At 71.5% G+C, this 23,766-nt stretch carries 21 protein-coding genes and 2 pseudogenes; all 23 read left to right on the top strand.

Annotated features, from left to right (window positions below; all coding sequences use genetic code 11):
• The 23 genes and pseudogenes from ruvX to ACFJGV_RS02240 all read left to right on the top strand — a co-directional run bounded on the left by ruvX (position 1) and on the right by ACFJGV_RS02240 (position 23,747).
• A complete protein-coding gene (gene ruvX / locus ACFJGV_RS02350; RefSeq protein WP_378146540.1) occupies positions 1-495 on the top strand; it encodes a Holliday junction resolvase RuvX in 495 nt (164 codons plus the stop codon).
• Positions 492-1,679, top strand: a complete 1,188-nt coding sequence (mltG, locus tag ACFJGV_RS02345) for an endolytic transglycosylase MltG (protein WP_378146538.1) — start codon at positions 492-494, stop codon at positions 1,677-1,679. Before ruvX ends, mltG begins: the two co-directional genes overlap by 4 nt.
• Positions 1,676-2,521, top strand: coding sequence for a shikimate dehydrogenase family protein (locus tag ACFJGV_RS02340; protein WP_378146537.1), 846 nt, complete (start codon positions 1,676-1,678; stop codon positions 2,519-2,521). Before mltG ends, ACFJGV_RS02340 begins: the two co-directional genes overlap by 4 nt.
• A gap of 34 nt (positions 2,522-2,555) precedes the next feature.
• On the top strand, positions 2,556-3,755 hold the full coding sequence (gene aroC / locus ACFJGV_RS02335) for a chorismate synthase (RefSeq protein WP_378146535.1): 1,200 nt from the start codon (positions 2,556-2,558) through the stop codon (positions 3,753-3,755).
• Entirely contained in the window at positions 3,752-4,309 is a 558-nt protein-coding gene (locus ACFJGV_RS02330; protein ID WP_378146533.1) for a shikimate kinase, read from the top strand. Before aroC ends, ACFJGV_RS02330 begins: the two co-directional genes overlap by 4 nt.
• Positions 4,306-5,391: a 3-dehydroquinate synthase gene (aroB, locus tag ACFJGV_RS02325; RefSeq protein WP_378146531.1), complete on the top strand. Its 1,086-nt coding sequence runs from the start codon at positions 4,306-4,308 to the stop codon at positions 5,389-5,391. Before ACFJGV_RS02330 ends, aroB begins: the two co-directional genes overlap by 4 nt.
• Entirely contained in the window at positions 5,388-5,828 is a 441-nt protein-coding gene (locus ACFJGV_RS02320; RefSeq protein ID WP_378146530.1) for a type II 3-dehydroquinate dehydratase, read from the top strand. Before aroB ends, ACFJGV_RS02320 begins: the two co-directional genes overlap by 4 nt.
• 58 nt (positions 5,829-5,886) lie before the next feature.
• Positions 5,887-6,450, top strand: a complete 564-nt coding sequence (gene efp, locus ACFJGV_RS02315) for an elongation factor P (RefSeq protein WP_378146529.1) — start codon at positions 5,887-5,889, stop codon at positions 6,448-6,450.
• Positions 6,451-6,453: 3 nt separating this feature from the next.
• The gene (nusB, locus tag ACFJGV_RS02310) at positions 6,454-6,864 is read left to right on the top strand and encodes a transcription antitermination factor NusB (protein ID WP_378146527.1); all 411 of its coding nucleotides are present in this window, start codon (positions 6,454-6,456) and stop codon (positions 6,862-6,864) included.
• A 67-nt stretch (positions 6,865-6,931) separates the two neighbouring features.
• Positions 6,932-7,474, top strand: a complete 543-nt coding sequence (pyrR, locus tag ACFJGV_RS02305; protein ID WP_378146526.1) for a bifunctional pyr operon transcriptional regulator/uracil phosphoribosyltransferase PyrR — start codon at positions 6,932-6,934, stop codon at positions 7,472-7,474.
• Entirely contained in the window at positions 7,471-8,421 is a 951-nt protein-coding gene (locus ACFJGV_RS02300) for an aspartate carbamoyltransferase catalytic subunit (RefSeq protein ID WP_378146525.1), read from the top strand. The genes pyrR and ACFJGV_RS02300 overlap by 4 nt, the downstream gene beginning before the upstream one ends.
• The gene (locus ACFJGV_RS02295; RefSeq protein WP_378146523.1) at positions 8,418-9,758 is read left to right on the top strand and encodes a dihydroorotase; all 1,341 of its coding nucleotides are present in this window, start codon (positions 8,418-8,420) and stop codon (positions 9,756-9,758) included. Before ACFJGV_RS02300 ends, ACFJGV_RS02295 begins: the two co-directional genes overlap by 4 nt.
• A complete protein-coding gene (locus ACFJGV_RS02290) occupies positions 9,755-10,273 on the top strand; it encodes a hypothetical protein (protein ID WP_378146522.1) in 519 nt (172 codons plus the stop codon). Before ACFJGV_RS02295 ends, ACFJGV_RS02290 begins: the two co-directional genes overlap by 4 nt.
• Positions 10,270-11,451 (top strand): glutamine-hydrolyzing carbamoyl-phosphate synthase small subunit, encoded by a 1,182-nt coding sequence (gene carA, locus ACFJGV_RS02285; RefSeq protein WP_378146520.1) that lies wholly within the window; start codon positions 10,270-10,272, stop codon positions 11,449-11,451. The genes ACFJGV_RS02290 and carA overlap by 4 nt, the downstream gene beginning before the upstream one ends.
• Positions 11,451-14,736: pseudogene (gene carB, locus ACFJGV_RS02280) on the top strand (carbamoyl-phosphate synthase large subunit). The gene carA and the pseudogene carB overlap by 1 nt, the downstream one beginning before the upstream one ends.
• Positions 14,733-15,512, top strand: a complete 780-nt coding sequence (pyrF, locus tag ACFJGV_RS02275) for an orotidine-5'-phosphate decarboxylase (protein ID WP_378146518.1) — start codon at positions 14,733-14,735, stop codon at positions 15,510-15,512. Before carB ends, pyrF begins: the two are co-directional and overlap by 4 nt.
• Before the next feature lie 88 nt (positions 15,513-15,600).
• Positions 15,601-16,534 (top strand): annotated as a pseudogene (gene gmk, locus ACFJGV_RS02270) (guanylate kinase).
• Positions 16,535-16,536: 2 nt separating this feature from the next.
• Positions 16,537-16,797 (top strand): DNA-directed RNA polymerase subunit omega, encoded by a 261-nt coding sequence (gene rpoZ / locus ACFJGV_RS02265; RefSeq protein ID WP_378146516.1) that lies wholly within the window; start codon positions 16,537-16,539, stop codon positions 16,795-16,797.
• A 34-nt stretch (positions 16,798-16,831) separates the two neighbouring features.
• Positions 16,832-18,043, top strand: a complete 1,212-nt coding sequence (coaBC, locus tag ACFJGV_RS02260; RefSeq protein WP_378146515.1) for a bifunctional phosphopantothenoylcysteine decarboxylase/phosphopantothenate--cysteine ligase CoaBC — start codon at positions 16,832-16,834, stop codon at positions 18,041-18,043.
• Between the two features lie 64 nt (positions 18,044-18,107).
• Positions 18,108-19,316: a methionine adenosyltransferase gene (gene metK / locus ACFJGV_RS02255; RefSeq protein ID WP_378146514.1), complete on the top strand. Its 1,209-nt coding sequence runs from the start codon at positions 18,108-18,110 to the stop codon at positions 19,314-19,316.
• 5 nt (positions 19,317-19,321) lie between these two features.
• Complete coding sequence (locus ACFJGV_RS02250; RefSeq protein ID WP_378146513.1) at positions 19,322-21,403, top strand: primosomal protein N'; 2,082 nt, start codon at positions 19,322-19,324, stop codon at positions 21,401-21,403.
• Positions 21,400-22,317: a methionyl-tRNA formyltransferase gene (fmt, locus tag ACFJGV_RS02245; RefSeq protein ID WP_378146512.1), complete on the top strand. Its 918-nt coding sequence runs from the start codon at positions 21,400-21,402 to the stop codon at positions 22,315-22,317. The genes ACFJGV_RS02250 and fmt overlap by 4 nt, the downstream gene beginning before the upstream one ends.
• Positions 22,314-23,747 (top strand): RsmB/NOP family class I SAM-dependent RNA methyltransferase, encoded by a 1,434-nt coding sequence (locus ACFJGV_RS02240; protein WP_378146511.1) that lies wholly within the window; start codon positions 22,314-22,316, stop codon positions 23,745-23,747. Before fmt ends, ACFJGV_RS02240 begins: the two co-directional genes overlap by 4 nt.
• Positions 23,748-23,766 lie beyond the last annotated feature (19 nt).

Here is a 23,766-nt window from a genome sequence, read left to right as displayed (position 1 = left end):
GTGCGGGCCGGGACCCGGCTGGGCGTCGATGTGGGCAGAGCGCGCATCGGCCTGGCGCGGTCCGACCCTCACGCCATGCTGGCCACCCCGATCGAGACGGTCCGCCGGGCCGACGACGGCTCCGACATCGCGCGCATCGCCGCGATCGTCGCCGAGATCGAGCCCCTCGAGATCGTGGTCGGACTGCCGCTGTCGATGAGCGGCGCCGAGACGGCGTCGACCACCGACTCCCGCGAGTTCGCCGACCGCCTCGCCGCGCTCGGCGTGCCGGTGAGGCTGGTCGATGAGCGCCTGACCACCGTCTCGGCCCAGTCCGCACTGCACCGCAGCGGCCGGAGCACCAAGTCGTCCCGCCAGGTGATCGATCAAGTGGCCGCGGTTATACTCGTGCAGCACGCCATCGACGCCGAGCGGTCGACCGGGAATCCTCCGGGTTCCCTCGTCCCGGCGAGTACGCAGACCCCTTCCCCCACCCCCGAGGACCGAACTCCGTGACAGATCGCCGGCCACCGGAAGACCATCCGTTCGCAGAGTTCTTCAGCGAACCGGAGCAGCCCGCCACGCGACGCGAGGCCCGGGTGCAGACGCCCTCGCGCCGCAGCCGCAGTCACCGCACGGGCGGCCGTGGCCCTCGTCGGTGGGTGGTGCCGCTCATCGTCACCGTCGTCATCATCGGCCTCCTCGGCGGCGCCGGCATCTTCCTGGTCAACACCTTCGGTACGCAGGTGCAGGCGATGTTCGCGGGCAAGGAGTCCGACGACTACACCGGCTCCGGCACCGGAGAGGTGATGTTCGTCATCAACTCCGGCGACGACGGCTCGGTCATCGCCGACAACCTGCAGGCGGCCGATGTGGTCAAGTCGTCGGGCGCCTTCTACGACCTCCTGCTCAAGTCCGACCCGGTCTTCCAGCCCGGCACCTACAAGCTCGCCAGCCAGATGAGCTCGAAGGCCGCGCTCGACGCGCTGCAGGATCCGGCGAACAAGGTCGACTACACGGCCACGATCCCCGAGGGCACCACCGCGGCCAATGTGCTGCAGATCCTCGCCGACGCCACGGGCATGCCCCTCGCCGACTTCCAGGCCGCCGCGGCGAACTACGTCGCGCTCGGTGTGCCGGCCGAGGCGCCGAGCATCGAGGGCTACCTCTTCCCGGCGACCTACACGTTCCAGCCCGGCCAGACGCCCACCGACATGCTCCAGGCGATGGTCACCCGCACGTTCCAGTCGCTCGACGCCGCCGGCGTCGCGCCCGATGACCGCTACCGGGTGCTCACGCTCGCCGCGCTCATCCAGAAGGAGGCGGGCAGCAACGACGACATGTACAAGGTCTCGCGCGTCTTCCTCAACCGCATCGCCGACGGCATGAACCTGCAGTCGGATGCGACGGTGGCGTACGGTGCCGGGCACACGAACGTCGAGACCACGCAGGCGGAGCGCGACGACGCGTCGAATCCGTACAACACGTACGCGAACCCGGGACTGCCGGTCGGTCCGATCTCGAACCCGGGCGACGTCGCGATCGACGCGGCCCTGCATCCCGCCGACGGTCCGTGGCTCTACTTCGTCACCGTGAACCTCGACACGGGCGAGACGGTGTTCTCGACCACGGTAGAGGAGCACGACGCCGCCGTCCAGCAGCTGCAGGAGTGGTGGGCCGCGCACCCGGAGTACCAGTGACCCTCCGCTTCGCGGTGCTCGGTTCCCCGATCGCCCACTCGCGGTCGCCCCTGCTCCACCGGGCGGCGTTCGACGTGCTGTCGGCCGACGCGGAGTACGGTCGGGCCGAGCTCGTCGAGGGGCAGCTGGCGGCGTACATCGAAGGCCTCGACGCCGTCTGGCGCGGGCTGTCGCTGACCATGCCGCTGAAGGAGGACGGGCTCGCCCTCGCCGACGACGTCGACGAGGTGGCCCGCCTCTCCGCGGCGGCCAACACGCTGCTCCTCACCTCGCGCGACGGCCGTCGGCGCGTCTCCGCGTTCAACACCGACGTCTTCGGGATGGTGCGCGCCCTGACGGAGGCCGGCGTGGGAGAGGTACGCCACGCGCTGGTCCTCGGCGGCGGTGCCACCGCGCGCTCGGCGGCCGTGGCCGCGGCGCAGCTGGGCGCCGAGCACCTCGACGTCGTGGTGCGCGATCCGTCGCGGGCTGAGGGTGTGGCCGCGGTGGCGCGCGACGCCGGACTCACGGTCGACGTGCATCCGCTGGCCACCGCGGGTGATGACCTGCGCCCCGACCTCACCGTCTCGACCCTGCCCGGCGGCACCGGTGCGGACCAGCGGATCGCGGGCTGGGCGGCGACCTCCTCCGGCGCACTGCTCGACGTCGCGTACGATCCGTGGCCGAGCCCGCTCGCCGCCCTCTGGACGCGAGCCGGATCGATCGCGGTGTCGGGCCTCGACATGCTGCTGCACCAGGCGGTCGCGCAGCAGCGCATCTGGTGGAACGGCGACCCCCTGATCCCGCTTTCCGACGAGGATGCGGTGACAGCCGCCATGCGGTCGGCGGTCGCCGCCGCGTGAAGGTCGTCCTCCCGGTTGTGGGAGGATCGTAGTCATGCTCCGTTGGCTCACCTCCGGCGAGTCCCACGGTCAGGAGCTCGTCGCGATCGTCGAGGGCCTGCCGTCGGGAGTCCCGCTCACCCTCGCCCAGATCCGCGCCGACCTCGCCCGCCGCAAGCTGGGCTACGGTCGCGGCGCGCGCATGAAGTTCGAGCAGGACGAGCTGGCGATGCCCGGCGGCGTGGTCCACGGCCGCACCCTCGGCAGCCCGATCTCGCTGCGCATCGGCAACACCGAGTGGTCGAAGTGGACCGAGGTGATGAGCGTCGAGCCCCTCGACGAGGAGCTCCCCGACCGCGGCCGCAGCGCGCGCCTCACGCGCCCCCGCCCGGGTCACGCCGACCTCGTGGGCATGCAGAAGTACGACTTCGACGAGGCGCGGCCGATCCTCGAGCGGGCGAGCGCCCGCGAGACCGCGGCCCGCGTGGCTCTCGGCGCCGTGGCGAAGGCGTTCCTCGCCGAGCTGGGCATCCGCCTGGTCAGCCACACCCTCTCGATCGGCCCAGTACGTGTGCCGGAGGGTCGGCCCCTCCCGCGGCCCGACGACGTCGACGCCCTCGACGCCGATCCGGTGCGCTGCTTCGACGCCGAGACCAGCGCGCTCATGGTGGCCGAGATCGACGACGCGCACAAGGAGGGCGACACCCTCGGCGGCGTCGTCGAGGTGCTCGCGTACGGCCTGCCCCCGGGGCTCGGATCGCACGTGCACTGGGATCGTCGCCTCGACTCCCAGCTCGCCGCGGCGCTCATGGGCATCCAGGCGATCAAGGGCGTCGAGGTGGGCGACGGCTTCGAGACCACCCGACGCCGCGGCTCGGCGGCCCACGACGAGCTCTACCGCGAGGGCGACGACATCACGCGGACGTCCGATCGTGCGGGTGGCACCGAGGGCGGCATGTCGACCGGCACCGTGCTCCGCGTCCGAGCGGGCATGAAGCCGATCGCGACCGTCCCTCACGCCCTGCACACGATCGACGTGGCGACAAGGGAGGACGCGGCCGCCCACCACCAGCGCTCCGACGTCTGCGCCGTGCCCGCCGCGGGTGTCGTGGCCGAGGCGATGACAGCGCTCGTGCTCGCGAACTCCGTGCTCGAGAAGTTCGGCGGCGACTCGATCGGCGAGACCCGCCGCAACCTCGAGTCCTACCTCGAGCACATCCCGGCCGCGCTGCGCACGGCCGTCGCCGTGCCGTGACCGTCGTCCTGATCGGCCCCCCGGCGTCCGGCAAGTCGCGCATCGGGAAGCGCATCGCGCGTGTGCTCGGGACGGCCTTCGTCGACACCGACTCGCGTGTGGCCGCCGCACACGGCCCGATCCCCGACATCTTCGCCAGCCAGGGCGAGCCCCACTTCCGGTCGCTCGAACGTGCCGAGGTCGTCGCCGCCCTGGCGACGGACGCGGTGGTCGCGTTCGGCGGGGGCGCGGTGCTCGACCCCGACACGCAGCGTGACCTCGCCGAGCACGACGTCGTGCTCTTCACGGTCGACCCGTCCGCGGTGGCGTCCCGGCTCACCAACGGCAAGCGGCCGCTCGTGCCCGACGTCGAGTCGTGGATCCGCGTCTGGGAACGCCGTCGCGACCTGTACCAGCGGCTTGCCGACGTCACGTTCGACACCACCTCGCGTCCGACCGACGAGATCGCCCTCCAGGTCGCCGACTGGGTGCGCGGGCGCACGGTCGCCCCTCTCCCCGCGCCGTCCGAGACCCCGAGCCCGCGCACTGCCACGAACCCCGAGGAGCGCCCATGACGGCCGAAGCGACGACGATCCGGGTCACCGGCGCCGACCCGTACGACATCACGGTGGGTCGGGGCGTGCTCGACCGCGTGACCGCCGCCCTCGACGGCGGGGTGCGCAAGGTGCTCGTGGTGCACCCGCCCACTCTCGCCGCACTCGCCGCGCAGCTCCGCGAGCAGCTCCAGGACGAGGGCGACCTCGAGGTGCTGCTGGCCGAGGTGCCGGATGCGGAGGCGGGCAAGCGGGTCGAGGTGGCCGCCTTCTGCTGGCAGGTCATGGGCCAGGCCGACTTCACCCGCACGGATGCCGTGGTCGGCTTCGGCGGGGGAGCGGTCACCGACCTCGCGGGCTTCGTCGCGGCCACCTGGCTGCGTGGGGTCCGCCTGGTGCAGGTGCCGACGACGCTCCTCGGGATGGTCGACGCCGCTGTGGGCGGCAAGACCGGCATCAACACCGCGGAGGGCAAGAACCTCGTCGGGTCGTTCTACGCGCCTCACGCGGTCGTGGCCGAGCTCGACATCCTCGACAGCCTGCCGCGCAACGAGATCCTGGCGGGTATGGCCGAGGTCGTGAAGTGCGGCTTCATCGCCGAGCCTGACATCCTCGACATCCTCGAGGCCGATGTCGATCGCGCGACCGACCCGACGAGCGACGAGATCCGTCGGCTGGTCGAGCTCTCGATCGGCGTCAAGGCGCGTGTCGTCTCGTCCGACTTCAAGGAGGCAGGCCTCCGCGAGATCCTCAACTACGGGCACACCCTCGGTCACGCGATCGAGCACGCGGAACGCTACCAGTGGCGCCACGGCGCCGCGGTGGCCGTCGGGATGATGTTCGCGGCCGAGCTCTCGCGCCTCACCCGGGGCCTCCGCGACTCCGTCGTCGATCGGCACCGCGACATCCTCACGTCGCTCACGCTGCCCACCGAGTACCCGGCCGGGCGCTGGAACCAGCTGCTGGCGACCATGCAGCGCGACAAGAAGTCGCGCGCCGGCATGCTGCGGTTCATCGTGCTCGACGACATCGCCCGGCCCACGGTGCTCCAGGGGCCCGAGACCGCGCTGCTCTTCACCGCCTACCAGGAGATCGCGTCATGACCACGACCGTCCTCGTGCTGAACGGCCCCAACCTCGGGCGCCTCGGCTCGCGCGAACCCGACGTCTACGGCTCGCAGGATCTCGACGCGCTGCGCACGATCCTCGAGGCGGATGCGGGCGACACCTTCCGCATCGACCTCCGGCAGACCGACGACGAGTCGGAGCTGGTGGCATGGCTGCACGGCGCGGTCGACGCCCGCACCCCGGTGATCCTCAACCCCGCCGCCTTCACGCACTACTCCTACGCGCTGCGCGACGCCGCCGCGCTCGTGACGAAGGCGGGCATCCCGCTCGTCGAGGTGCACATCTCGAACCCCCACGCCCGCGAGACGTTCCGGCACACGAGCGTCATCTCGGGCATCGCCACGGGGGTCATCGCCGGGTTCGGGTTCGGGTCCTACCGGCTCGCGCTCCAGTCGCTCCGCTACACTTCTTGACGACTCTTCACGCGACCGGTCGGTCGCGCCTCACACTTCGGAACGGATTCACCCCTTCATGGCCTCCACCAACGACATCAAGAACGGCACAGTGCTCTCGATCGACGGGCAGCTCTGGAACGTCATCGAGTTCCAGCATGTGAAGCCGGGCAAGGGCGGCGCCTTCGTGCGCACCAAGATCAAGAACGTCGTCACCGGCAAGGTCGTCGACCGCACGTTCAACGCCGGCGCCAAGATCGACACCGCGAACGTCGACCGCCGCGACTTCCAGTACCTCTACCGCGACGGCAACGACTTCGTCTTCATGGACACCAGCGACTACGACCAGATCACGGTCTCCGAGTCGGTCGTGGGCGACGCCGCCAACTTCATGCTCGAGAACCAGAACGTCACCATCGCGCTCAACGACGGCACGCCGCTCTACCTCGACCTCCCCGCCTCCGTCGTGCTCGAGATCACCTACACCGAGCCCGGCCTCCAGGGCGACCGCTCGACCGGTGGCACGAAGCCCGCCACCGTCGAGACCGGCTACCAGATCCAGGTCCCGCTGTTCCTCGAGACCGGCACGAAGGTGAAGGTCGACACGCGCTCGGGCGACTACCTCGGCCGCGTCAACGACTGACGCATGAGCGCACGCACGAAGGCCCGCAAGCGGGCCCTCGACATCCTGTACGCCGCCGACGTGCGGCAGATCCCCGTCTCCGAGGCCCTCGCCGCCGAGGCGGCGCGCGCGGTCTCCGAGCCGCAGCGCGAGACCTCGTGGCTCTACGCCCGCGACATCGTCGACGGCGTGATCGACCACCAGGCCGAGATCGACGAGACGATCGAGACCTACGCCCAGGGCTGGACCCTGGCGCGCATGCCCGCCGTCGACCGCGGCCTGCTCCGCATCGCGGTCTGGGAGATCATGTTCAACGACGAGGTGCCGGCGTCGGTCGCCATCTCGGAGGCGGTCGAGGCCGCGGGCCTGCTCTCCACCGACGACTCCTCCGGCTTCGTGAACGGCGTCCTGGGGAAGATCGCCCAGTCCGTCTGATCCGGGTAGGCTGGTCACCGTAGACATCCTTTAAGAGCCGTCCTGTGAGGCGGGGAAGGAGGTCGGCTTGACGGCACGCACCGTGCTGCAGAAGCCCGACATCACCCGAGCGTTGACCCGGATCTCTCACGAGATCCTCGAGTCCGATCGGGGGTCCGACGACCTCGTCGTCCTCGGCATCCCGACCAGGGGGGTGCTGCTCGCTCGTCGCATCGGGGAGCTCATCTCGAGCATCGAGCCGAGCGGCCCCTCGGTGGCCGACATGGTCGGCTCGCTCGACATCACGATGTACCGCGACGACCTCGCCCGTCAGCCGATCCGCACGCCGTCGCCCACGCGTGTGCCGCCCCGCGGCATCGACGGACGCACCGTCGTCCTCGTCGACGACGTGCTCTATTCGGGTCGCACGATCCGCGCCGCGCTCGACGCGCTGCAGGACATCGGCCGCCCCCGCGCCGTCCGGCTCGCGGTCCTCGTCGACCGGGGCCATCGGGAGCTGCCCATCCGTGCCGACTTCGTGGGCAAGAACCTGCCCACGAACCGGCAGGAGCGCATCAACGTCCGGCTCACCGAGATCGACGGCGCCGAGGATGTGACGATCGAGGGATGAAGCACCTGCTCTCCACGAAGGACCTCTCGCGAGACGAGGCCATCCGCATCCTCGACGTGGCCGAGGACATGGCCGACGTGCAGACCCGCGAGGTCAAGCGCCTGCCCACCCTCCGCGGACGCACGGTGGTGAACCTCTTCTTCGAGGACTCCACCCGCACCCGCATCTCGTTCGAGGCGGCGGCCAAGCGGCTCTCGGCCGACGTCATCAACTTCAGCGCCAAGGGCTCGAGCGTGTCGAAGGGCGAGGGGCTGAAGGACACCGCCCAGACCCTCGGCGCGATGGGCGCCGAGGCGGTCGTCATCCGGCACCCGGCCTCCGGCGCGCCGCAGGTGCTCGCCCAGAGCGACTGGATCGACGCACCCATCGTCAACGCGGGCGACGGCACGCACGAGCATCCCACCCAGGCCCTGCTCGACGCCTTCACAATGCGCCGCCGGCTGCACGGCGACGCCAGTCGCGGAGCGGGTCTCGACGGGGTCCGCGTCGCCATCGTCGGCGACATCCTGCACTCGCGGGTGGCGCGGTCGAACCTGTGGTTGCTGCGCACGCTGGGCGCCGAGGTCACCTTCGTCGCCCCCGCCACGCTCATCCCGCTGGGAGCGAGCGGGTGGCCGACGACGATCAGCCACGACCTCGACGCCACCCTCGCGACAGGACCCGACGTCGTGATGATGCTGCGCATCCAGGCCGAGCGGATGAACGCCGCCTACTTCCCGAACGCCCGCGAGTACGCCCGCGAGTGGGGGCTCCACGACGAGCGTCTGCTGTCGCTGCCGGAAGATACGATTGTGATGCACCCGGGCCCCATGAACAGGGGCCTGGAGATCTCGGCGCGAGCCGCGGACTCCGAGCGGTCCACCGTGCTGGAGCAGGTGGCCAACGGGGTGTCGATCAGGATGGCCGTGCTATACCTGCTGCTGTCCGGCGAACGGGAGGTCGTGTGAGGTACCTGATCACCGGCGCCACGCTGCCCGACGGCAGCGGCGCCGACATCCTCCTCGCCGGAGGCACCATCGTCGCGGTCGGCCGCATCTCCAAGGCGGATGCCGCGGGCGCGACCGTCGTCGACGCGTCGGGCCTCGTCGCCCTGCCGGGCCTCGTCGACCTCCACACGCACCTCCGCGAGCCCGGCTACGAGCAGAGCGAGACCGTGCTCACCGGCACGCGTGCCGCCGCCGCGGGCGGCTTCACCGCCGTCTTCGCGATGGCGAACACGCTCCCCGTCGCCGACACCGCGGGTGTGGTCGAGCAGGTCAAGTCGCTCGGCGACGCCGCAGGCTACGCCACGGTGCGCCCCATCGGCGCGGTCACCGTCGGCCTGGGCGGCCAGACCCTCAGCGAGATCGGTGCGATGGCCAGGTCGCGGGCCGCCGTGCGCGTCTTCTCCGACGACGGCAAGTGCATCCACGACTCCTTGCTCATGCGCCGGGCCCTCGAGTACGTCTCGACGTTCGACGGCGTGGTCGCGCAGCACGCGCAGGATCCCCGGCTCACCGAGGGCGCGCAGATGAACGAGAGCGCCCTCTCGAGCGAGCTCGGTCTCAAGGGCTGGCCCGCGGTGGCCGAGGAGTCGATCATCGCCCGCGACGTGCTGCTCGCAGAGCACGTCGGCGCTCGGCTGCACGTCTGCCACCTGTCGACCGCCGGCTCCGTCGACGTCGTGCGCTGGGCGAAGGCCCGCGGCATCGCGGTGACCGCCGAGGCCACCCCTCACCACCTCCTGCTGACGGAGGACCTCGTGCGCAGCTACGACGCCCGGTACAAGGTGAACCCGCCCCTGCGTCGCGATGAGGACGTCCAGGCCCTGCGCGAGGGCGTCGCCGACGGCACGATCGACATCGTCGCCACCGATCACGCCCCGCATCCGCAGGAGAGCAAGGAGTGCGAGTGGGACGCGGCCTCCTTCGGGATGGTCGGGCTCGAGTCGGCCCTGCCCGTCGTCCAGACCGCCCTGGTCGACACCGGTCTGATCGGATGGGCCGACGTCGCGCGCATCCTGTCGACCGCGCCGGCCCGGATCGGCCGCCTCGGCGGGCACAGCCACGCGTTCGAGCCGGGCTCGGCCGCGAACCTCACCCTCGTCGACCCCACCGCGTCGAGCACGTTCTCGCTCGATCGCCTGCACGGCCGCAGCACGAACTCGCCCTACCTCGGCGCGACGCTGTCCGGCAGCGTGCGCTGGACCTTCCACCGCGGCTACCCGACCCTCCGCGACGGCGTGCTCGCCGACGTGGCCGAGACGGCGGAGGCCGCGATCGCGTACACGGAGGCGTTCGCATGAGCCGTCTGCTGCCCGCCGCGCTCGTCGCCCTCCTCGCGATCGTGCTGCTCGCCGCCATGCTGTGGGCCTGGCGCGCGCGGAAGCGCCGGCAGTCCGCGTTCGCGGTCACCACGTCCGCGCCGCAGTCGCGCGGCGCGGTGCGCGAGAGCGTCTCGGTGCTCTACGTCGCCACCACCCGCGCCGGCGACCCGCTCGACCGTCTCACCATCCCCGGACTCGCGTTCCGCGCCCGGGCTGTCGTCACCGTGTACGACACCGGCGTCTCGATCCACCCGGACGGGGAGCGCGAGACCTTCATCGCGAAGGACGCCCTCCGCTCGGTCGGCACCTCCACCTGGGTGATCGACCGCGTGGTCGAGCCCGGCGGGCTGGTGCGCCTCGACTGGACCATCTCCTCGACCGACGGCCCCGCCGACGTCGAGAGCTATCTCCGTGCCACCGAGGACGGAGTGGGCCCGCGCCTGCTCGACTCACTCGGCACGCTCGCCCCGCAACAGGAAGGAACCGCCTCGTGACCAGGCTGCTCAGTCGTGCCGAACCCGCCGTGCTCGTACTGGAGGACGGCCGACGCTACGAGGGTCGCGCCTACGGTGCCCGCGGGCGCACGCTCGGCGAGGCGGTCTTCGCCACCGGGATGACGGGGTACCAGGAGACCCTCACCGACCCCTCCTACGCCGGCCAGATCGTGCTGCAGACCGCACCGCACATCGGCAACACCGGGGTGAACGACGACGACATGGAGTCGACCCGCATCTGGGTCGCCGGGTACGTCGTGCGCGACCCCTCCCGCGTGGTCTCCAACTTCCGGGCGCAGCGCAGCCTCGACGACGACCTCGAGAAGGACGGCGTGGTCGGGATCAGCGGCATCGACACCCGTGCCGTGACCCGGCACATCCGGTCGTTCGGTGCGATGCGCGCCGGCATCTTCTCGGGCGACGACTACGAGCTGAGCCAGACCGAGCAGCTCTCCGCCGTGCGCTCCGGCGCCGAGATGGCCGGCCGCAACCTCTCCTCCGAGGTGTCGACGAAGGAGCAGTACACCGTGCCCGCGCAGGGGGAGCGCGTCGGCACGGTCGCCGTGCTCGACCTCGGGGTGAAGACCTCGACGGTCAACTACCTCTCGGAGCGCGGCTTCGACGTGGTCGTACTGCCCGAGACGGTGACGGGGGAGCAGCTCATCGAGCTGGCACCCGACGCGCTGTTCTACAGCAACGGGCCGGGCGACCCGGAGGCCTCGGCCACGCACGTCGACCTCCTGCAGACCTCGCTGCGCTCCGGAACGCCGTTCTTCGGCATCTGCTTCGGCAACCAGCTGCTCGGCCGTGCCCTCGGCTTCGACACCTACAAGCTCCCCTTCGGTCACCGCGGCATCAACCAGCCGGTGCTCGACCGGGTGACCGGTCGCGTCGAGATCACGAGTCAGAACCACGGCTTCGCGGTCGACGCCCCGCGCGAGGGCGTCGTCGAGTCGCCCGCCGGGTTCGGCCGCGTCGAGGTGAGCCACGTGAGCCTCAACGACGACGTCGTGGAGGGCATCCGCTGCCTCGACATCGACGCGTTCTCGGTGCAGTACCACCCCGAGGCCGCCGCCGGCCCGCACGACTCCATGTACCTGTTCGACCGCTTCCGCGACATGATCGTCGCCCGCAAGACCTCCGCCGCCCAGGCGACCTCCGAAGGAGACTCCGAGTAATGCCCCGCAGGGAAGACATCCAGAGCGTCCTCGTCATCGGCTCCGGCCCGATCGTCATCGGTCAGGCCGTCGAGTTCGACTACTCCGGCACGCAGGCCTGTCGCGTGCTGCGCGAGGAGGGCGTGCGCGTCATCCTCGTCAACTCCAACCCCGCGACGATCATGACCGACCCCGACTTCGCCGACGCCACCTACGTCGAGCCGATCACCCCCGAGGTCATCGAGGCGATCATCGCCAAGGAGCGGCCGGATGCGGTGCTGCCGACGCTGGGCGGCCAGACCGCGCTCAACGCGGCCATCCAGCTGCACAAGCGCGGGATCCTCGAGAAGTACGACGTCGAGCTCATCGGCGCCGACTTCGACGCGATCAACCGCGGCGAGGACCGTCAGATCTTCAAGGAGCTCGTGGTCGAGTCGGGCGCCGAGGTCGCCCGCTCCTACATCGCGACCAGCGTCGACCAGGCGCTCGAGTGCGCGGAGGACCTCGGGTACCCGCTCGTCGTGCGCCCCTCGTTCACCATGGGCGGTCTCGGCTCCGGCTTCGCCTACACCCCGGACGACCTGCGCCGCATCGCCGGCGACGGCATCCACCAGAGCCCCACGCACGAGGTGCTGCTGGAGGAGTCGATCCTCGGGTGGAAGGAGTACGAGCTCGAGCTCATGCGCGACACCGCCGACAACACGGTCGTCGTCTGCTCGATCGAGAACGTCGACCCCGTCGGCGTGCACACCGGTGACTCGATCACCGTCGCCCCGGCGCTGACGCTCACCGATCGCGAGTACCAGAAGCTGCGCGACATCGGCATCGAGATCATCCGCCGGGTGGGTGTCGACACGGGCGGCTGCAACATCCAGTTCGCCGTCGACCCGTCGAACGGCCGCATCATCGTCATCGAGATGAACCCGCGTGTCTCGCGGTCGTCGGCGTTGGCGTCGAAGGCGACGGGCTTCCCGATCGCCAAGATCGCTGCCAAGCTCGCCATCGGCTACCGCCTCGACGAGATCCCGAACGACATCACGAAGGTCACCCCGGCCTCGTTCGAGCCCACGCTCGACTACGTCGTGGTGAAGGTGCCCCGCTTCGCGTTCGAGAAGTTCCCCCGCCGCCGACCCGACGCTCACCACCACGATGAAGAGCGTCGGCGAGGCCATGGCGATCGGCCGCAACTTCACGCAGGCGCTGCAGAAGTCGTTGCGCTCGCTCGAGAAGCGCGGCTCGTCGTTCCACTGGGAGCCGCTGTCGCAGTCGAAGGAGGAGCTGCTCGCCCTCGCCTCGACGCCCACCGACGGCCGGATCGTCACGGTGCAGCAGGCGCTCCGCGCCGGAGCGACCGCGGAGGAGGTCTTCGAGGCCACCAAGATCGACCCCTGGTTCATCGACCAGATCGCGCTCATCAACGAGGTCGCGGAGGAGATCGCGCAGTCCGAGAACGCCGACACGGCGATGTTCCGGCTCGCGAAGGACCACGGCTTCTCGGATGCGCAGATCGCATCGCTGCGCGGCTTCGGCGAGAAGGACGTCCGCGAGGTGCGCCACATCCTCGGCATCCGCCCCGTCTACAAGACCGTCGACACCTGCGCCGGCGAGTTCCCCGCCCTCACGCCGTACCACTACTCGAGCTACGACCTCGAGAGCGAGGTCGAGCCGAGCGATGCTCGCAAGGTCGTCATCCTCGGCTCCGGCCCCAACCGCATCGGGCAGGGCGTCGAGTTCGACTACTCGTGCGTCCATGCCTCGTTCGCGCTCTCGGCCGCGGGGTTCGAGACGATCATGATCAACTGCAATCCCGAGACGGTCTCCACCGACTACGACACCAGCGACCGGCTCTACTTCGAGCCGCTGACGCTGGAGGACGTCCTGGAGGTCATCCACGCGGAGTCCCAGTCGGGCGAGCTCGTCGGAGTCGTCGTGCAGCTCGGCGGCCAGACCGCCCTCGGGCTGGCGAAGGGCCTCGAGGAGGCGGGGGTCCCCATCCTCGGCACCACGCCGTCGGCCATCGACCTGGCGGAGGAGCGCGGCCTGTTCGCCGGCATCCTCGCCGACGCGGGGCTCGTCGCTCCCCGCAACGGCACCGCGTACGACCACGCCAGCGCCGTCGCCGTGGCGAACGAGATCGGCTTCCCCGTGCTCGTGCGTCCGTCGTACGTGCTGGGCGGCCGGGGCATGGAGATCGTCTACGACCAGCCGTCGCTGGCCGACTACTTCGGCCGCATCGAGGGCCAGGTCGTGGTCGACTCGTCGACCCCGCTGCTGGTCGACCGCTTCCTCGACGACGCGATCGAGATCGACGTCGACGCGCTCTACGACGGCCGCGAGCTCTACATCGGCGGCATCATGGAGCACATCGAGGAGGCCGGCATCCACTCCGGCGACTCCAGCTGCACCCTGCCGCCGGTCACCCTCGGTCGCGCCCAGATCGATCAGGTCCGCGAGGCGACTCTCGCGATCGCCCGCGGGATCGGAGTGCAGGGCCTCCTCAACGTGCAGTTCGCCATCGGCGCGGGTGTCCTCTACGTCCTCGAGGCGAACCCCCGTGCATCACGCACCGTGCCGTTCGTGTCGAAGGCGCTGGGCATCCCGCTCGCCAAGGCAGCCTCGCGGCTGATGGTGGGCGAGACGATCGCGTCGCTCAAGGCCGAGGGCCTGCTGCCCGAGGTCGACGGCTCGCGTGTCCCGCTCGACTCGCCCGTCTCCGTCAAGGAGGCCGTGCTCCCGTTCAAGCGGTTCCGCACGCGGGAGGGTCTCATCGTCGACTCGGTGCTCGGCCCCGAGATGCGCTCCACCGGTGAGGTGATGGGCATCGACAAGGACTTCCCCAGGGCGTTCGCGAAGAGCCAGGACGCCGCCTACGGCGGGATGCCGCAGTCCGGGACGGTGTTCGTGTCGGTCTCCGACCGCGACAAGCGCGCCATCGTGCTGCCCGTGCTCCGCCTGCAGCAGCTCGGCTTCGACATCCTCGCCACCTCCGGGACGGCCGAGGTGCTGAACCGCAACGGCATCCGCACCCGCATCGTGCCGAAGCACTTCGAGGGCGGTCAGGGCGAGAAGACCATCGTCGACCTCATCAACGAGAACGAGGTCGACATCGTCGTGAACACCCCCTCGGGGCGCTCGGCGCGTGTCGACGGCTACGAGATCCGGGCGGCGGCCGTGGCGGCCGACAAGCCGCTGTTCACCACCATGGCCGAGCTCTCGGCCGCGGTGGCCTCGTTCGACGCGCTGAAGGACGGCTTCGAGGTGACGAGCCTGCAGGAGTACGCCCTGCAGCGAGCGGCACGCGGATGACCGACCCGTTGCTCCCGTTCGGGTCGCGACTGGCCGACGCCTTCGACCATTCGCGGCTCTGCATCGGCATCGACCCGCATCCGTACCTGCTCGACGCCTGGGGGCTCGACCGCGACGCCCGCGGCCTCGAGCGGTTCGGACGGGCCGTCGTCGAGGCCGCAGCCGGCCGGGTGCGCCTGGTGAAGCCGCAGGTCGCGTTCTTCGAGGCGCTCGGCTCGGCCGGGTTCGCCGCGCTCGAGCGGGTGCTCCTAGAGGCGCGCGACGCCGGACTCCTCGTGATCGGCGATGCGAAGCGCGGCGACATCGGCTCGACGAACGACGGCTACGCATCGGCCTGGCTCACCCCGGGGTCGCCCCTCGAGGTGGATGCGCTCACCGTCACCGCGTACACGGGGGTCGGGGCGCTGTCCGGGATGATCGACACGGCCCGGGCGGCGGGCAAGGGCCTGTTCGTGCTGGCGGCGACATCGAATCCGGAGTCGGCCTCCGTGCAGACGGCGGTGACGACCGACGGCGACACCGTGGCTCAGCGGATCGCGAGGGAGGTGGCCGCGCACAACGGCTCCTCGCCGAGCGCCGATGAGCGCCGCTCGCGCGAGCTCGGCTCGTTCGGGCTCGTGATCGGCGCCACCAAGCGGCTGGTCGACTACGGGCTCGATCCCGCGGGGGAGAGCTCGACTCGACTCCCGTCCTCGCGCCCGGGTACGGTGTGCAGGGTGCACGCTTCGACGACATCCCCTCCGTGTTCGGCCGTCTCGCCGGGAACACGGTCGTGAGCGTGTCGAGGTCGGTGCTCGGGGCCGGTCCCTCCGGTCTCGGCGCGGCCATCGAGTCCGAGGTCGCCGCAGTGGCCGAGGCCACGGCGTGAACCCGCCTGACGTGGATCGCGCGGCCGCATCCCGCGCCGCCGTCGCCGCCCGCCAGGCACGCGCGAGCGTGAAGCGGTCGGTCAACGAACGTCGGATCGCCGCGCAGACCGTGCTCGACGTGGCGCTCGCCAGCACCGAGAGCATCGAGAGCACCATGAAGGTGCGCGACCTGCTGCTCTCCATCCCCGGCCTCGGCCCGGTGCGCGTGGCCCGCGTCATGGAGGAGCTCGGCATCTCGCCGACCAAGCGGCTGTCCGGGCTCGGCGTGCACCAGCAGGTGCGCCTGCGCGAGTTCCTCGATCGTCGCGCCCCGGTGGTGCCCCCGCCCGCGTCGTCGACCCTCGTCGTGCTCGCCGGTCCCACGGCGGTGGGAAAGGGCACGGTCTCGACCTACATCCGCGAGAACCACCCCGAGGTGTGCCTCTCGATCTCCGCGACGACACGGGCGCCGCGCCCGGGTGAGGTCGACGGCGTGAGCTACTACTTCCTCGACGACGCCGAGTTCGACCGCATGGTCGAGGCGGGGGGAGTTCCTCGAGTGGGCGGTGGTGCACAACCACAGCCGCTACGGCACCCCGCGCGCCCCGATCGACGCCGCCCTCGCCGAGGGCAGGAGCGTGCTGCTCGAGATCGACATCCAGGGCGCCCGCCAGGTGAAGGCCTCCGAGCCGTCGGCCGTGCTCGTCTTCCTCCTCCCGCCGACCTGGGACGAGCTGGTGCGCCGGCTGATCGGCCGGGGCACCGAGACGGCCGAGGAGCAGGAGCGCAGGCTGCGCACCGCGCGGGTCGAACTGGCCGCGCAGGGGGAGTTCGATCACCGTGTCGTGAACACCGACGTGCAGACCGCGGCCGCCGAGGTCGTAGAATTGATGAATGCCTCCGGCGCGGGCACCCCCGTCGCCGCCTCATCCCGCACCAAGGAGCACTGACCATGGCGAACAACCAGGGCATCATCGACCCGCCGATCGACGAACTCCTCACGCGCGTCGACTCCAAGTACGCGCTCGTGATCTTCGCGTCCAAGCGCGCCCGTCAGATCAACGACTACTACGCCGACCTCCACGAGGGCAGCCTGTTCGACAACGTCGGCCCGCTGGTCGACTCCACCATCGACGACAAGCCGCTCTCGGTCGCTCTCCACGAGATCAACGAGGACAAGCTCGTCGCGAAGCCGGTCGCACCCACCGAGTGACCTCGGCCCCGATCCCCGCCGGTACGCTTCAGACGTGAACATCGTCGTAGGGATCACCGGGGGGATCGCCGCCTACAAGGCGGTCGGTGTCGTCCGCTCGCTCGTGCTGGCCGGACACGACGTGCATGTCGTGCCCACCGAGGCCGCGCTGCGCTTCGTCGGACGCCCGACGCTCGAGGCGCTCTCGCGCAACCCCGTCTCCGCCGACCTGTACGACGACGTCGCCGCCGTGCGGCACGTCGCTCTCGGGCAAGCCGCCGACCTGATCGTGATCGCGCCGGCGACCGCGGCGTCGCTGGCCCGACTGGCGACCGGCCTGTCCGACGACCTGCTCGGCACCACCGTCCTGGCGAGCACGGCCCCGCTGGTCGTCGCGCCGGCGATGCACACCGAGATGTGGCTGAACCCCGCCACGCAGGCGAACGTCGAGACGCTGCGCGCCCGTGGCGTCACGGTCGTCGGACCGGCGTCCGGTCAGCTCACCGGCGCCGACTCCGGGCCGGGCCGGATGGCCGAGCCCGACGAGATCGTCGCCGCCGCGCTGGCCGTCGTCGGTCACTCCGGCTCGCTCGCCGGGCGGCGTGTGGTCGTGACCGCGGGCGGCACCCGCGAGCCGCTCGACCCGGTGCGCTTCCTCGGCAACCGCTCGAGCGGACGACAGGGCGTCGAGCTCGCCCGCGCGGCGCGCGACCAGGGCGCCGAGGTGGTGCTCGTGGCCGCCCACCTCGAGGTGTCCGCTCCGTCGGGTGTCGAGGTCACGCGAGTCGAGACCGCGGCGCAGCTGCAGGAGGCGGTGACCACCGCATCCGCCGATGCCGATCTGGTGATCATGGCCGCCGCGGTGGCCGACTACCGGCCTGCCGAGGTCTCGGAGCAGAAGATCAAGAAGCGCTCCGCCGACGACGGCCTCGTTCTGGAGCTCGTGCAGAACCCCGATGTCCTCGCGGGGCTGGTGGCGGCGCGCGCGACCGATGACGCGACGGTCATCGTGGGCTTCGCCGCCGAGACGGCCCCCGACCGCGACACCCTGCTGTCGCTCGCCCGCGAGAAGCTCGCCCGCAAGGGCTGCGACTTCATCGTGGCCAACCGGGTGGGCTGGGACGAGGTGTTCGGTCGCGAGACGACCGAGATCGTCCTGCTGTCGCGGGCCGGCGATATAGTCGTCGAGGCCTCGGGGAGCAAGGCGTCGGTGGCCGATGCCATCATCGAAGCCCTCGCCGGATCGCTGCCCCGGCACACGCACTGAGCGCCCCGGCAGACACCCCCGACGACGCATAGGCGGCCCCGGCCGCCGCACTGACAGGAGAACGATGACCGACCTGCGGCTCTTCACGTCCGAATCCGTCACCGAGGGTCACCCCGACAAGATCTGCGACCAGATCAGCGACAGCATCCTCGATGCCCTCCTCACCCAGGATCCCCACAGCCGGGTCGCCGTCGAGACCCTCGTCACGACAGGGCTCGTGCACGTGGCGGGCGAGGTCACGACCAGCGGCTACGTCGAGATCCCGGCTATCGTGCGCGAGAAGGTCACGTCGATCGGGTACACGTCCTCCGACGTCTGGTTCGACGGCCGCTCGTGCGGCGTCTCCGTCTCGATCGGCGGGCAGTCTCCCGACATCGCGCAGGGCGTCGACAACGCGTTCGAGGCCCGCGAGGGCGACAGCGTCGACGCGATCGACAAGCAGGGCGCCGGCGACCAGGGCATCATGTTCGGCTACGCGGCGCGCGAGACGCCCACCCTCATGCCGCTGCCCATCTGGCTCTCGCATCGGCTGTCGGAGCGTCTGGCCCTGGTGCGGAAGGAGGGCATGCTCGACTTCCTGCGTCCCGACGGCAAGACCCAGGTCACCATCGGCTACGAGGGCACGGTGCCTCGCACTCTCGACACCGTCGTGCTGTCGACCCAGCACTCGCCGGCCGTCGAGCTGTCCGATCTCCGCGCTGCGGTGCTCGAGACGGTGATCGTGCCGGTCTTCGACGCGGCCGAGGAACAGGGCATCGAGCTCGATCGCACCGCGATGCGCGCCCTCATCAACCCGACCGGCAAGTTCGAGATCGGCGGCCCCCAGGGCGACGCCGGTCTCACCGGCCGCAAGATCATCGTCGACACCTACGGCGGCGCGAGCCGTCACGGTGGCGGCGCCTTCAGCGGCAAGGACCCGTCGAAGGTCGACCGGTCGGCGGCCTACGCGATGCGCTGGGTGGCGAAGAACGCGGTCGCGGCCGGCCTCGCCGAGCGCCTCGAGGTGCAGGTCGCGTACGCCATCGGCGCCGCCGCCCCGGTCGGCCTCTACGTCGAGACCTTCGGGACGGGTGTCATGTCCGATGCCGAGATCACGACGGCCATCCGCTCGGTCTTCGACCTCCGGCCCGCCGCCATCATCGCCGACCTCGACCTGCTGCGACCCATCTACTCCCAGACCGCCGCCTACGGTCACTTCGGACGCGAGCTCCCCGACTTCACCTGGGAGCGACTCGACCGCGTCGAGGAGCTTCGCGCGGCTGCCGGGCTCTGACCGTCGTGGCGGCCGCCGCGGTCGTCGCGCGGGTGATGATCGAGTCGCCGCTCCCGCAGCTCGACCGTCTCTTCGACTACGTGGTCCCCGAGCCGCTCCGCGACCAGGCGCAGCCCGGGGTGCGTGTCAAGGTACCGCTGAGGTCCGCCGGGAGGAGCGCGAGGGGCTACATCATCGAGACGGCCGCGGTGAGCGACTTCGAGGGCTCGCTGAGCGAGCTCGACGAGGTGATCTCCCCCCTGCCCGTGCTGACACCCGAGGTGTGGCGGCTGGCGCGGCGCCTGGCCGACCGAGCCGCCGGGAGCGCGTGCGACATCGTGCGTCTCGCGGTGCCTCCGCGTTTCGTCCGGGTCGAGAAGGCGCACGTGGCCGCACGGGCGGCTGTCGAGGCCGCCACCGCCGCCGTGTCGCCGAAGACACCCGAATCGGGCTCGGATCCGGTCCCGGTCTCGGGTTCCACCGAGCGCACACTGACCGGATACTCGCTGGCCGACACCACGACGCTGCTGGCACCCGGCGCCCGAGTGGCGCTCGAGGCGAAGCCCACCGTGGCCCAGCTCGCCGCGCCCACCGACCCCGACGCCTCAGCCGACGACATCTCCGCCCCGCCGTCGACGGTCCCGCACTGGGCGCTGACCGCGGCCGAGGCGGCCGCCGCGGTCCACGCCGGCGGCGAGTCCGTCATCGTCGCCGTGCCCGACTACCGCGACCAGCTCGTGCTCGAGAGCGCCCTCGAATGGCTGGGTGCCGCCGACTCCGTCGTCCGCCTCGACGCGCGGCAGGCCCGTGCCGAACGGTACGCGGCGTTCCTCACCGCGCTCGACGGAGGCCCCTGCATCGTGGTCGGCAACCGCTCGAGCGTCTACGCGCCGGTGAGCGACCTCGGCCTCCTCATCGTCGTCGACGACTCCGATCCGCTCCAAGCCGAACCGCTGACCCCCTACGTCCACGCCAGGGACGCCGCTCTGGTACGCCAGGAGCAGTCGGGTTCTCGGCTCGCCTTCCTCTCGGTCAGCCGCAGCACCGAGGTGGAGCGGCTCGTCGAGATCGGGTTCCTGACCCAGGTGGGCCCGACGCCCCGGTACCTGCCGCGCGTCGTGCCCACCGCCGAGCTCGACGACGCCGACGCACCGCCGAACGCCGCGCGCATCCCCACCGCCGCTTGGCAGACGGCGAAACGTGCCCTCGCCGAGGGTCCCGTTCTCATCCAGGTGGCACGCCCGGGATACGCCCCCGTGCTCGCCTGCGGCACGTGCTCGACGCCAGCCTCCTGCGCCGTGTGCGCCGGGCCGCTGCGCATCGCGCGGGCCGGCGAGCCGGCCGCGTGCACACTCTGCGGCGCCCTCGCGGTGCGCTGGTCGTGCCCGGTCTGCCGGGGCACCACGCTGCGCTTCGGCGCCGTCGGCAGCGCCCGCACGGCCGACGAGCTCGGCCGCGCCTTCCCCGGAGTACGTGTCATCGTCGCCGACGGCGAGCACCAGCACACCGAGGTCGGCGGCAAGCCCGCGATCGTCGTGGCCACCCGCGGCGCAGAGCCCGTGGCGGCCGGCGGATACGCGGCGGTGCTCCTCCTCGACGGGCCGCGGATGCTCGCGCGCGAGTCGCTGCGCGTGGCCGAGGACTGCCTCCGCTGGTGGTCGAACGCGATCGCGCTCGCCCGGCCCGGCGCGCCCACGGTCCTGGTGGGCGTCGGTGGCCCCCTGGCGCGCAGCCTGGTCACCTGGCAGCAGCCCGCCTTCGCAGGTCACGAGCTCACCGACCGCCGTGCTCTGCGGTTCCCGCCGGCCGTGCGGCTCGCGACGGTGACGGGGGCTCCGGATGCGGTGGGCGCGACGCTCGCCGATCTCCGAGACCTGCTCGATACGACCGAGTCGCCGAAGGTCGACGTGCTCGGACCGGTCGCGCTCGGAGACGGCGTGGAGCGAGCCGTCATACGATTCGACTATGCCGTCGGCGCCGCCGTCGCTCGGCATCTCAGGGCGCTCGTCATCAAGAACGCCACCAGGCGGCGTCGCCGCACCGGGGGTTCGTTCACCCCGCCGCCGACGCTCAAGGTCAGACTCGACGATTCGGAGATCATGGAATGAGACTGGTGTTCGCAGGGACGCCGGCGGTCGCGGTGCCCAGCCTCGAGCTGCTCGCCGCCGCGCACGACGTGGCGACGGTGATCACCAGGGAGGATGCGCCGATCGGGCGGAAGCGCGTGCTGACCCCCTCACCGGTGGCCGAGGCGGCGCTCAGCATGGGGCTGCCCGTACTGCGCGCCAACCGGCTCGACCAGGGGGTGACCGACCACATCGCCGCGCTCGAACCCGAGCTCGGGGTGATCGTCGCGTACGGGGGCCTCATCCGTGAGCCGCTGCTCAGCACGCCGGAGCACGGCTGGATCAACCTCCACTTCTCCGACCTGCCGCGGTGGCGGGGTGCTGCACCCGTGCAATGGACGCTGATCTCCGGCGACCGCGAGGCGGGCGCGAGCGTCTTCCAGCTCGTCGCCGAGCTCGACGCCGGGCCGGTCTTCGCCACGCTGCGCACCCCGGTCGCGGCGCACGAGACGGCGGGCACCCTGCTCGACCGCCTCGCGGTGAGCGGCGGAGCGCTGCTCGACGACGTGGTCGCGGCGATCGGTGCGGGGACCGCGACGGCCCGCGAGCAGGTGGGCGAGGGCACCTACGCTCCGAAGCTCGGCCTCGAGGACGGCAGGCTCGACCTCACGCAGTCCGCCGACGCGGTCTACTCGCGGTTCCGCGGGGTCACGCCCGAGCCGGGCGCCCACCTCGACCTGGAGGGCACGCGCCTCAAGGTGCTCGACTGCACCCCGCTGCGCGAGCACCCCGCGCTCCCCGCCGGCACCATCCGGGCCGACGGCAAGCGCATCCTGGCCGGCACCGCCGACCACCCGATCGAGCTCGTCGAGGTGCAGCCCGCCGGGAAGCGCCCGATGCGCGCCGCCGACTGGTGGCGAGGAGTGTCCGCCGAGACCCTGGAGGTCGTGCGATGAGCCCCCGTGAGCGACCGCGCAGTCGCCGTACCCCGCCTCTGCCCGTGCGTGTGCAGCCCGCCCGGCGGATCGCCCTCGACGTGCTGCGCGCTGTCCGGGTCGACGATGCGTACGCGAACCTGCTCCTGCCGCAGCGCATCCGCGAGGCCGGCCTCTCCGGCCCCGATGCGGGGCTCGCCACCGAGCTGACGTACGGCACACTCCGGATGCGCGGGTACTACGACCGCGTCATCGCGCTGGCGGCCGATCGGCCGACCACCGAGATCGACCCGGCGGTGCTCGACGTGCTCGAGCTCGGTTGTCACCAGCTGCTCACCCTCCGCACCGCCACGCACGCTGCGGTCAACGAGTCGGTCGAGCTGGCGCGCGAGGTCGCGTCGCGCTCGGCGACGGGATTCGTCAACGGGGTGCTGCGGGGCATCTCGCGCCGCGACGCCGACGAGTGGCGTCGGCTCGTGCTCGACGACGCGACCGACCACGACGACCGTCTGGCCGCGGAGTTCTCGCATCCGGAGTGGGTGGTCCGGGCCTTCCGGCGCGCTCTCGCCGCCGATGCCACCGGACGCGACGACGACTCGATCGAGGCCGAGCTGCGCGAGCTGCTCGCCGCCGACAACCTGCCGCCCCGCGTCACGCTGGTGGCGCTGCCGGGCCTGTCGGACGTCGACGACCTCGCCGGAGCCACCCCCACGGGTGTCTCGCCGATCGCGGCGCTGGCCGCCGCCGGCGACCCCGCCGCCTCGCCCGCCGTCGCCGACGGCACCGCGCGGGTGCAGGACGAGGGCTCGCAGCTGGCGGCCCTCACCCTGAGCCGGGCGCGCCCCGTCGAGCCCGGCGAGCGGTGGCTCGACCTCTGCGCGGGCCCGGGTGGCAAGACCGCGCTCCTGGGCGCGGAGGCCGAGCTCGGAGGCGCGGTGGTCGTCGCCAACGAGCCCGTGCACGCACGCGCGGGGCTGGTTCGGCGTGCCGTCGCCGCACTGCCGACGACGCCCGAGATCCTCGAGCTCGACGGCACCGCGCTCGGCGACCGGCAGCCGGAGTCGTTCGACAGGATCCTCGTCGATGCCCCGTGCAGCGGCCTCGGCGCCCTCCGCCGCCGGCCGGAGGCCCGGTGGCGCAAGCAGCCGGGCGACCTCGCCGAGCTGGCCTCCCTGCAGGAGAGGCTGCTCGACTCGGCCGTCACCGCGTTGAAGCCCGGTGGGCTGCTCGCGTACGTCACCTGCTCGCCCCACGTCGCCGAGACCCGGGCCCAGGTGCGCGGTCTCCTGCGCCGCTGGAGCGACGGCCTCGAGCAGCTCGACGCCCAGGAGGTCGTGGAGCGGATCACGGGCGGCGCGATCGCTCTCGGCGCCCGGTCGCCGGCGGTGCAGCTCTGGCCCCACCGCAACGCGACCGACGCGATGTTCATCACCCTGTTCCGCAAGCTCTGAGGGCGACCGGCTCGGGGGC

The sequence above is a fragment of the Cnuibacter sp. UC19_7 genome (assembly GCF_042699995.1).
GTDB lineage: Bacteria > Actinomycetota > Actinomycetes > Actinomycetales > Microbacteriaceae > Cnuibacter.
Note: the sequence above shows the minus strand (reverse complement) of the source record. Positions and strands in the feature narration are given on the sequence as shown.

Bases quoted from the DNA above. Each gene is read 5' to 3' on its own strand.
- aroC (WP_378146535.1), top strand. From the start codon at position 2,556: ATGCTCCGTTGGCTCACCTCCGGCGAGTCCCACGGTCAGGAGCTCGTC.
- aroB (WP_378146531.1), top strand. From the start codon at position 4,306: ATGACGGCCGAAGCGACGACGATCCGGGTCACCGGCGCCGACCCGTAC.
- ACFJGV_RS02320 (WP_378146530.1), top strand. From the start codon at position 5,388: ATGACCACGACCGTCCTCGTGCTGAACGGCCCCAACCTCGGGCGCCTC.
- efp (WP_378146529.1), top strand. From the start codon at position 5,887: ATGGCCTCCACCAACGACATCAAGAACGGCACAGTGCTCTCGATCGAC.
- nusB (WP_378146527.1), top strand. From the start codon at position 6,454: ATGAGCGCACGCACGAAGGCCCGCAAGCGGGCCCTCGACATCCTGTAC.
- ACFJGV_RS02300 (WP_378146525.1), top strand. From the start codon at position 7,471: ATGAAGCACCTGCTCTCCACGAAGGACCTCTCGCGAGACGAGGCCATC.
- ACFJGV_RS02290 (WP_378146522.1), top strand. From the start codon at position 9,755: ATGAGCCGTCTGCTGCCCGCCGCGCTCGTCGCCCTCCTCGCGATCGTG.
- pyrF (WP_378146518.1), top strand. From the start codon at position 14,733: ATGACCGACCCGTTGCTCCCGTTCGGGTCGCGACTGGCCGACGCCTTC.
- rpoZ (WP_378146516.1), top strand. From the start codon at position 16,537: ATGGCGAACAACCAGGGCATCATCGACCCGCCGATCGACGAACTCCTC.
- metK (WP_378146514.1), top strand. From the start codon at position 18,108: ATGACCGACCTGCGGCTCTTCACGTCCGAATCCGTCACCGAGGGTCAC.
- fmt (WP_378146512.1), top strand. From the start codon at position 21,400: ATGAGACTGGTGTTCGCAGGGACGCCGGCGGTCGCGGTGCCCAGCCTC.
- ACFJGV_RS02240 (WP_378146511.1), top strand. From the start codon at position 22,314: ATGAGCCCCCGTGAGCGACCGCGCAGTCGCCGTACCCCGCCTCTGCCC.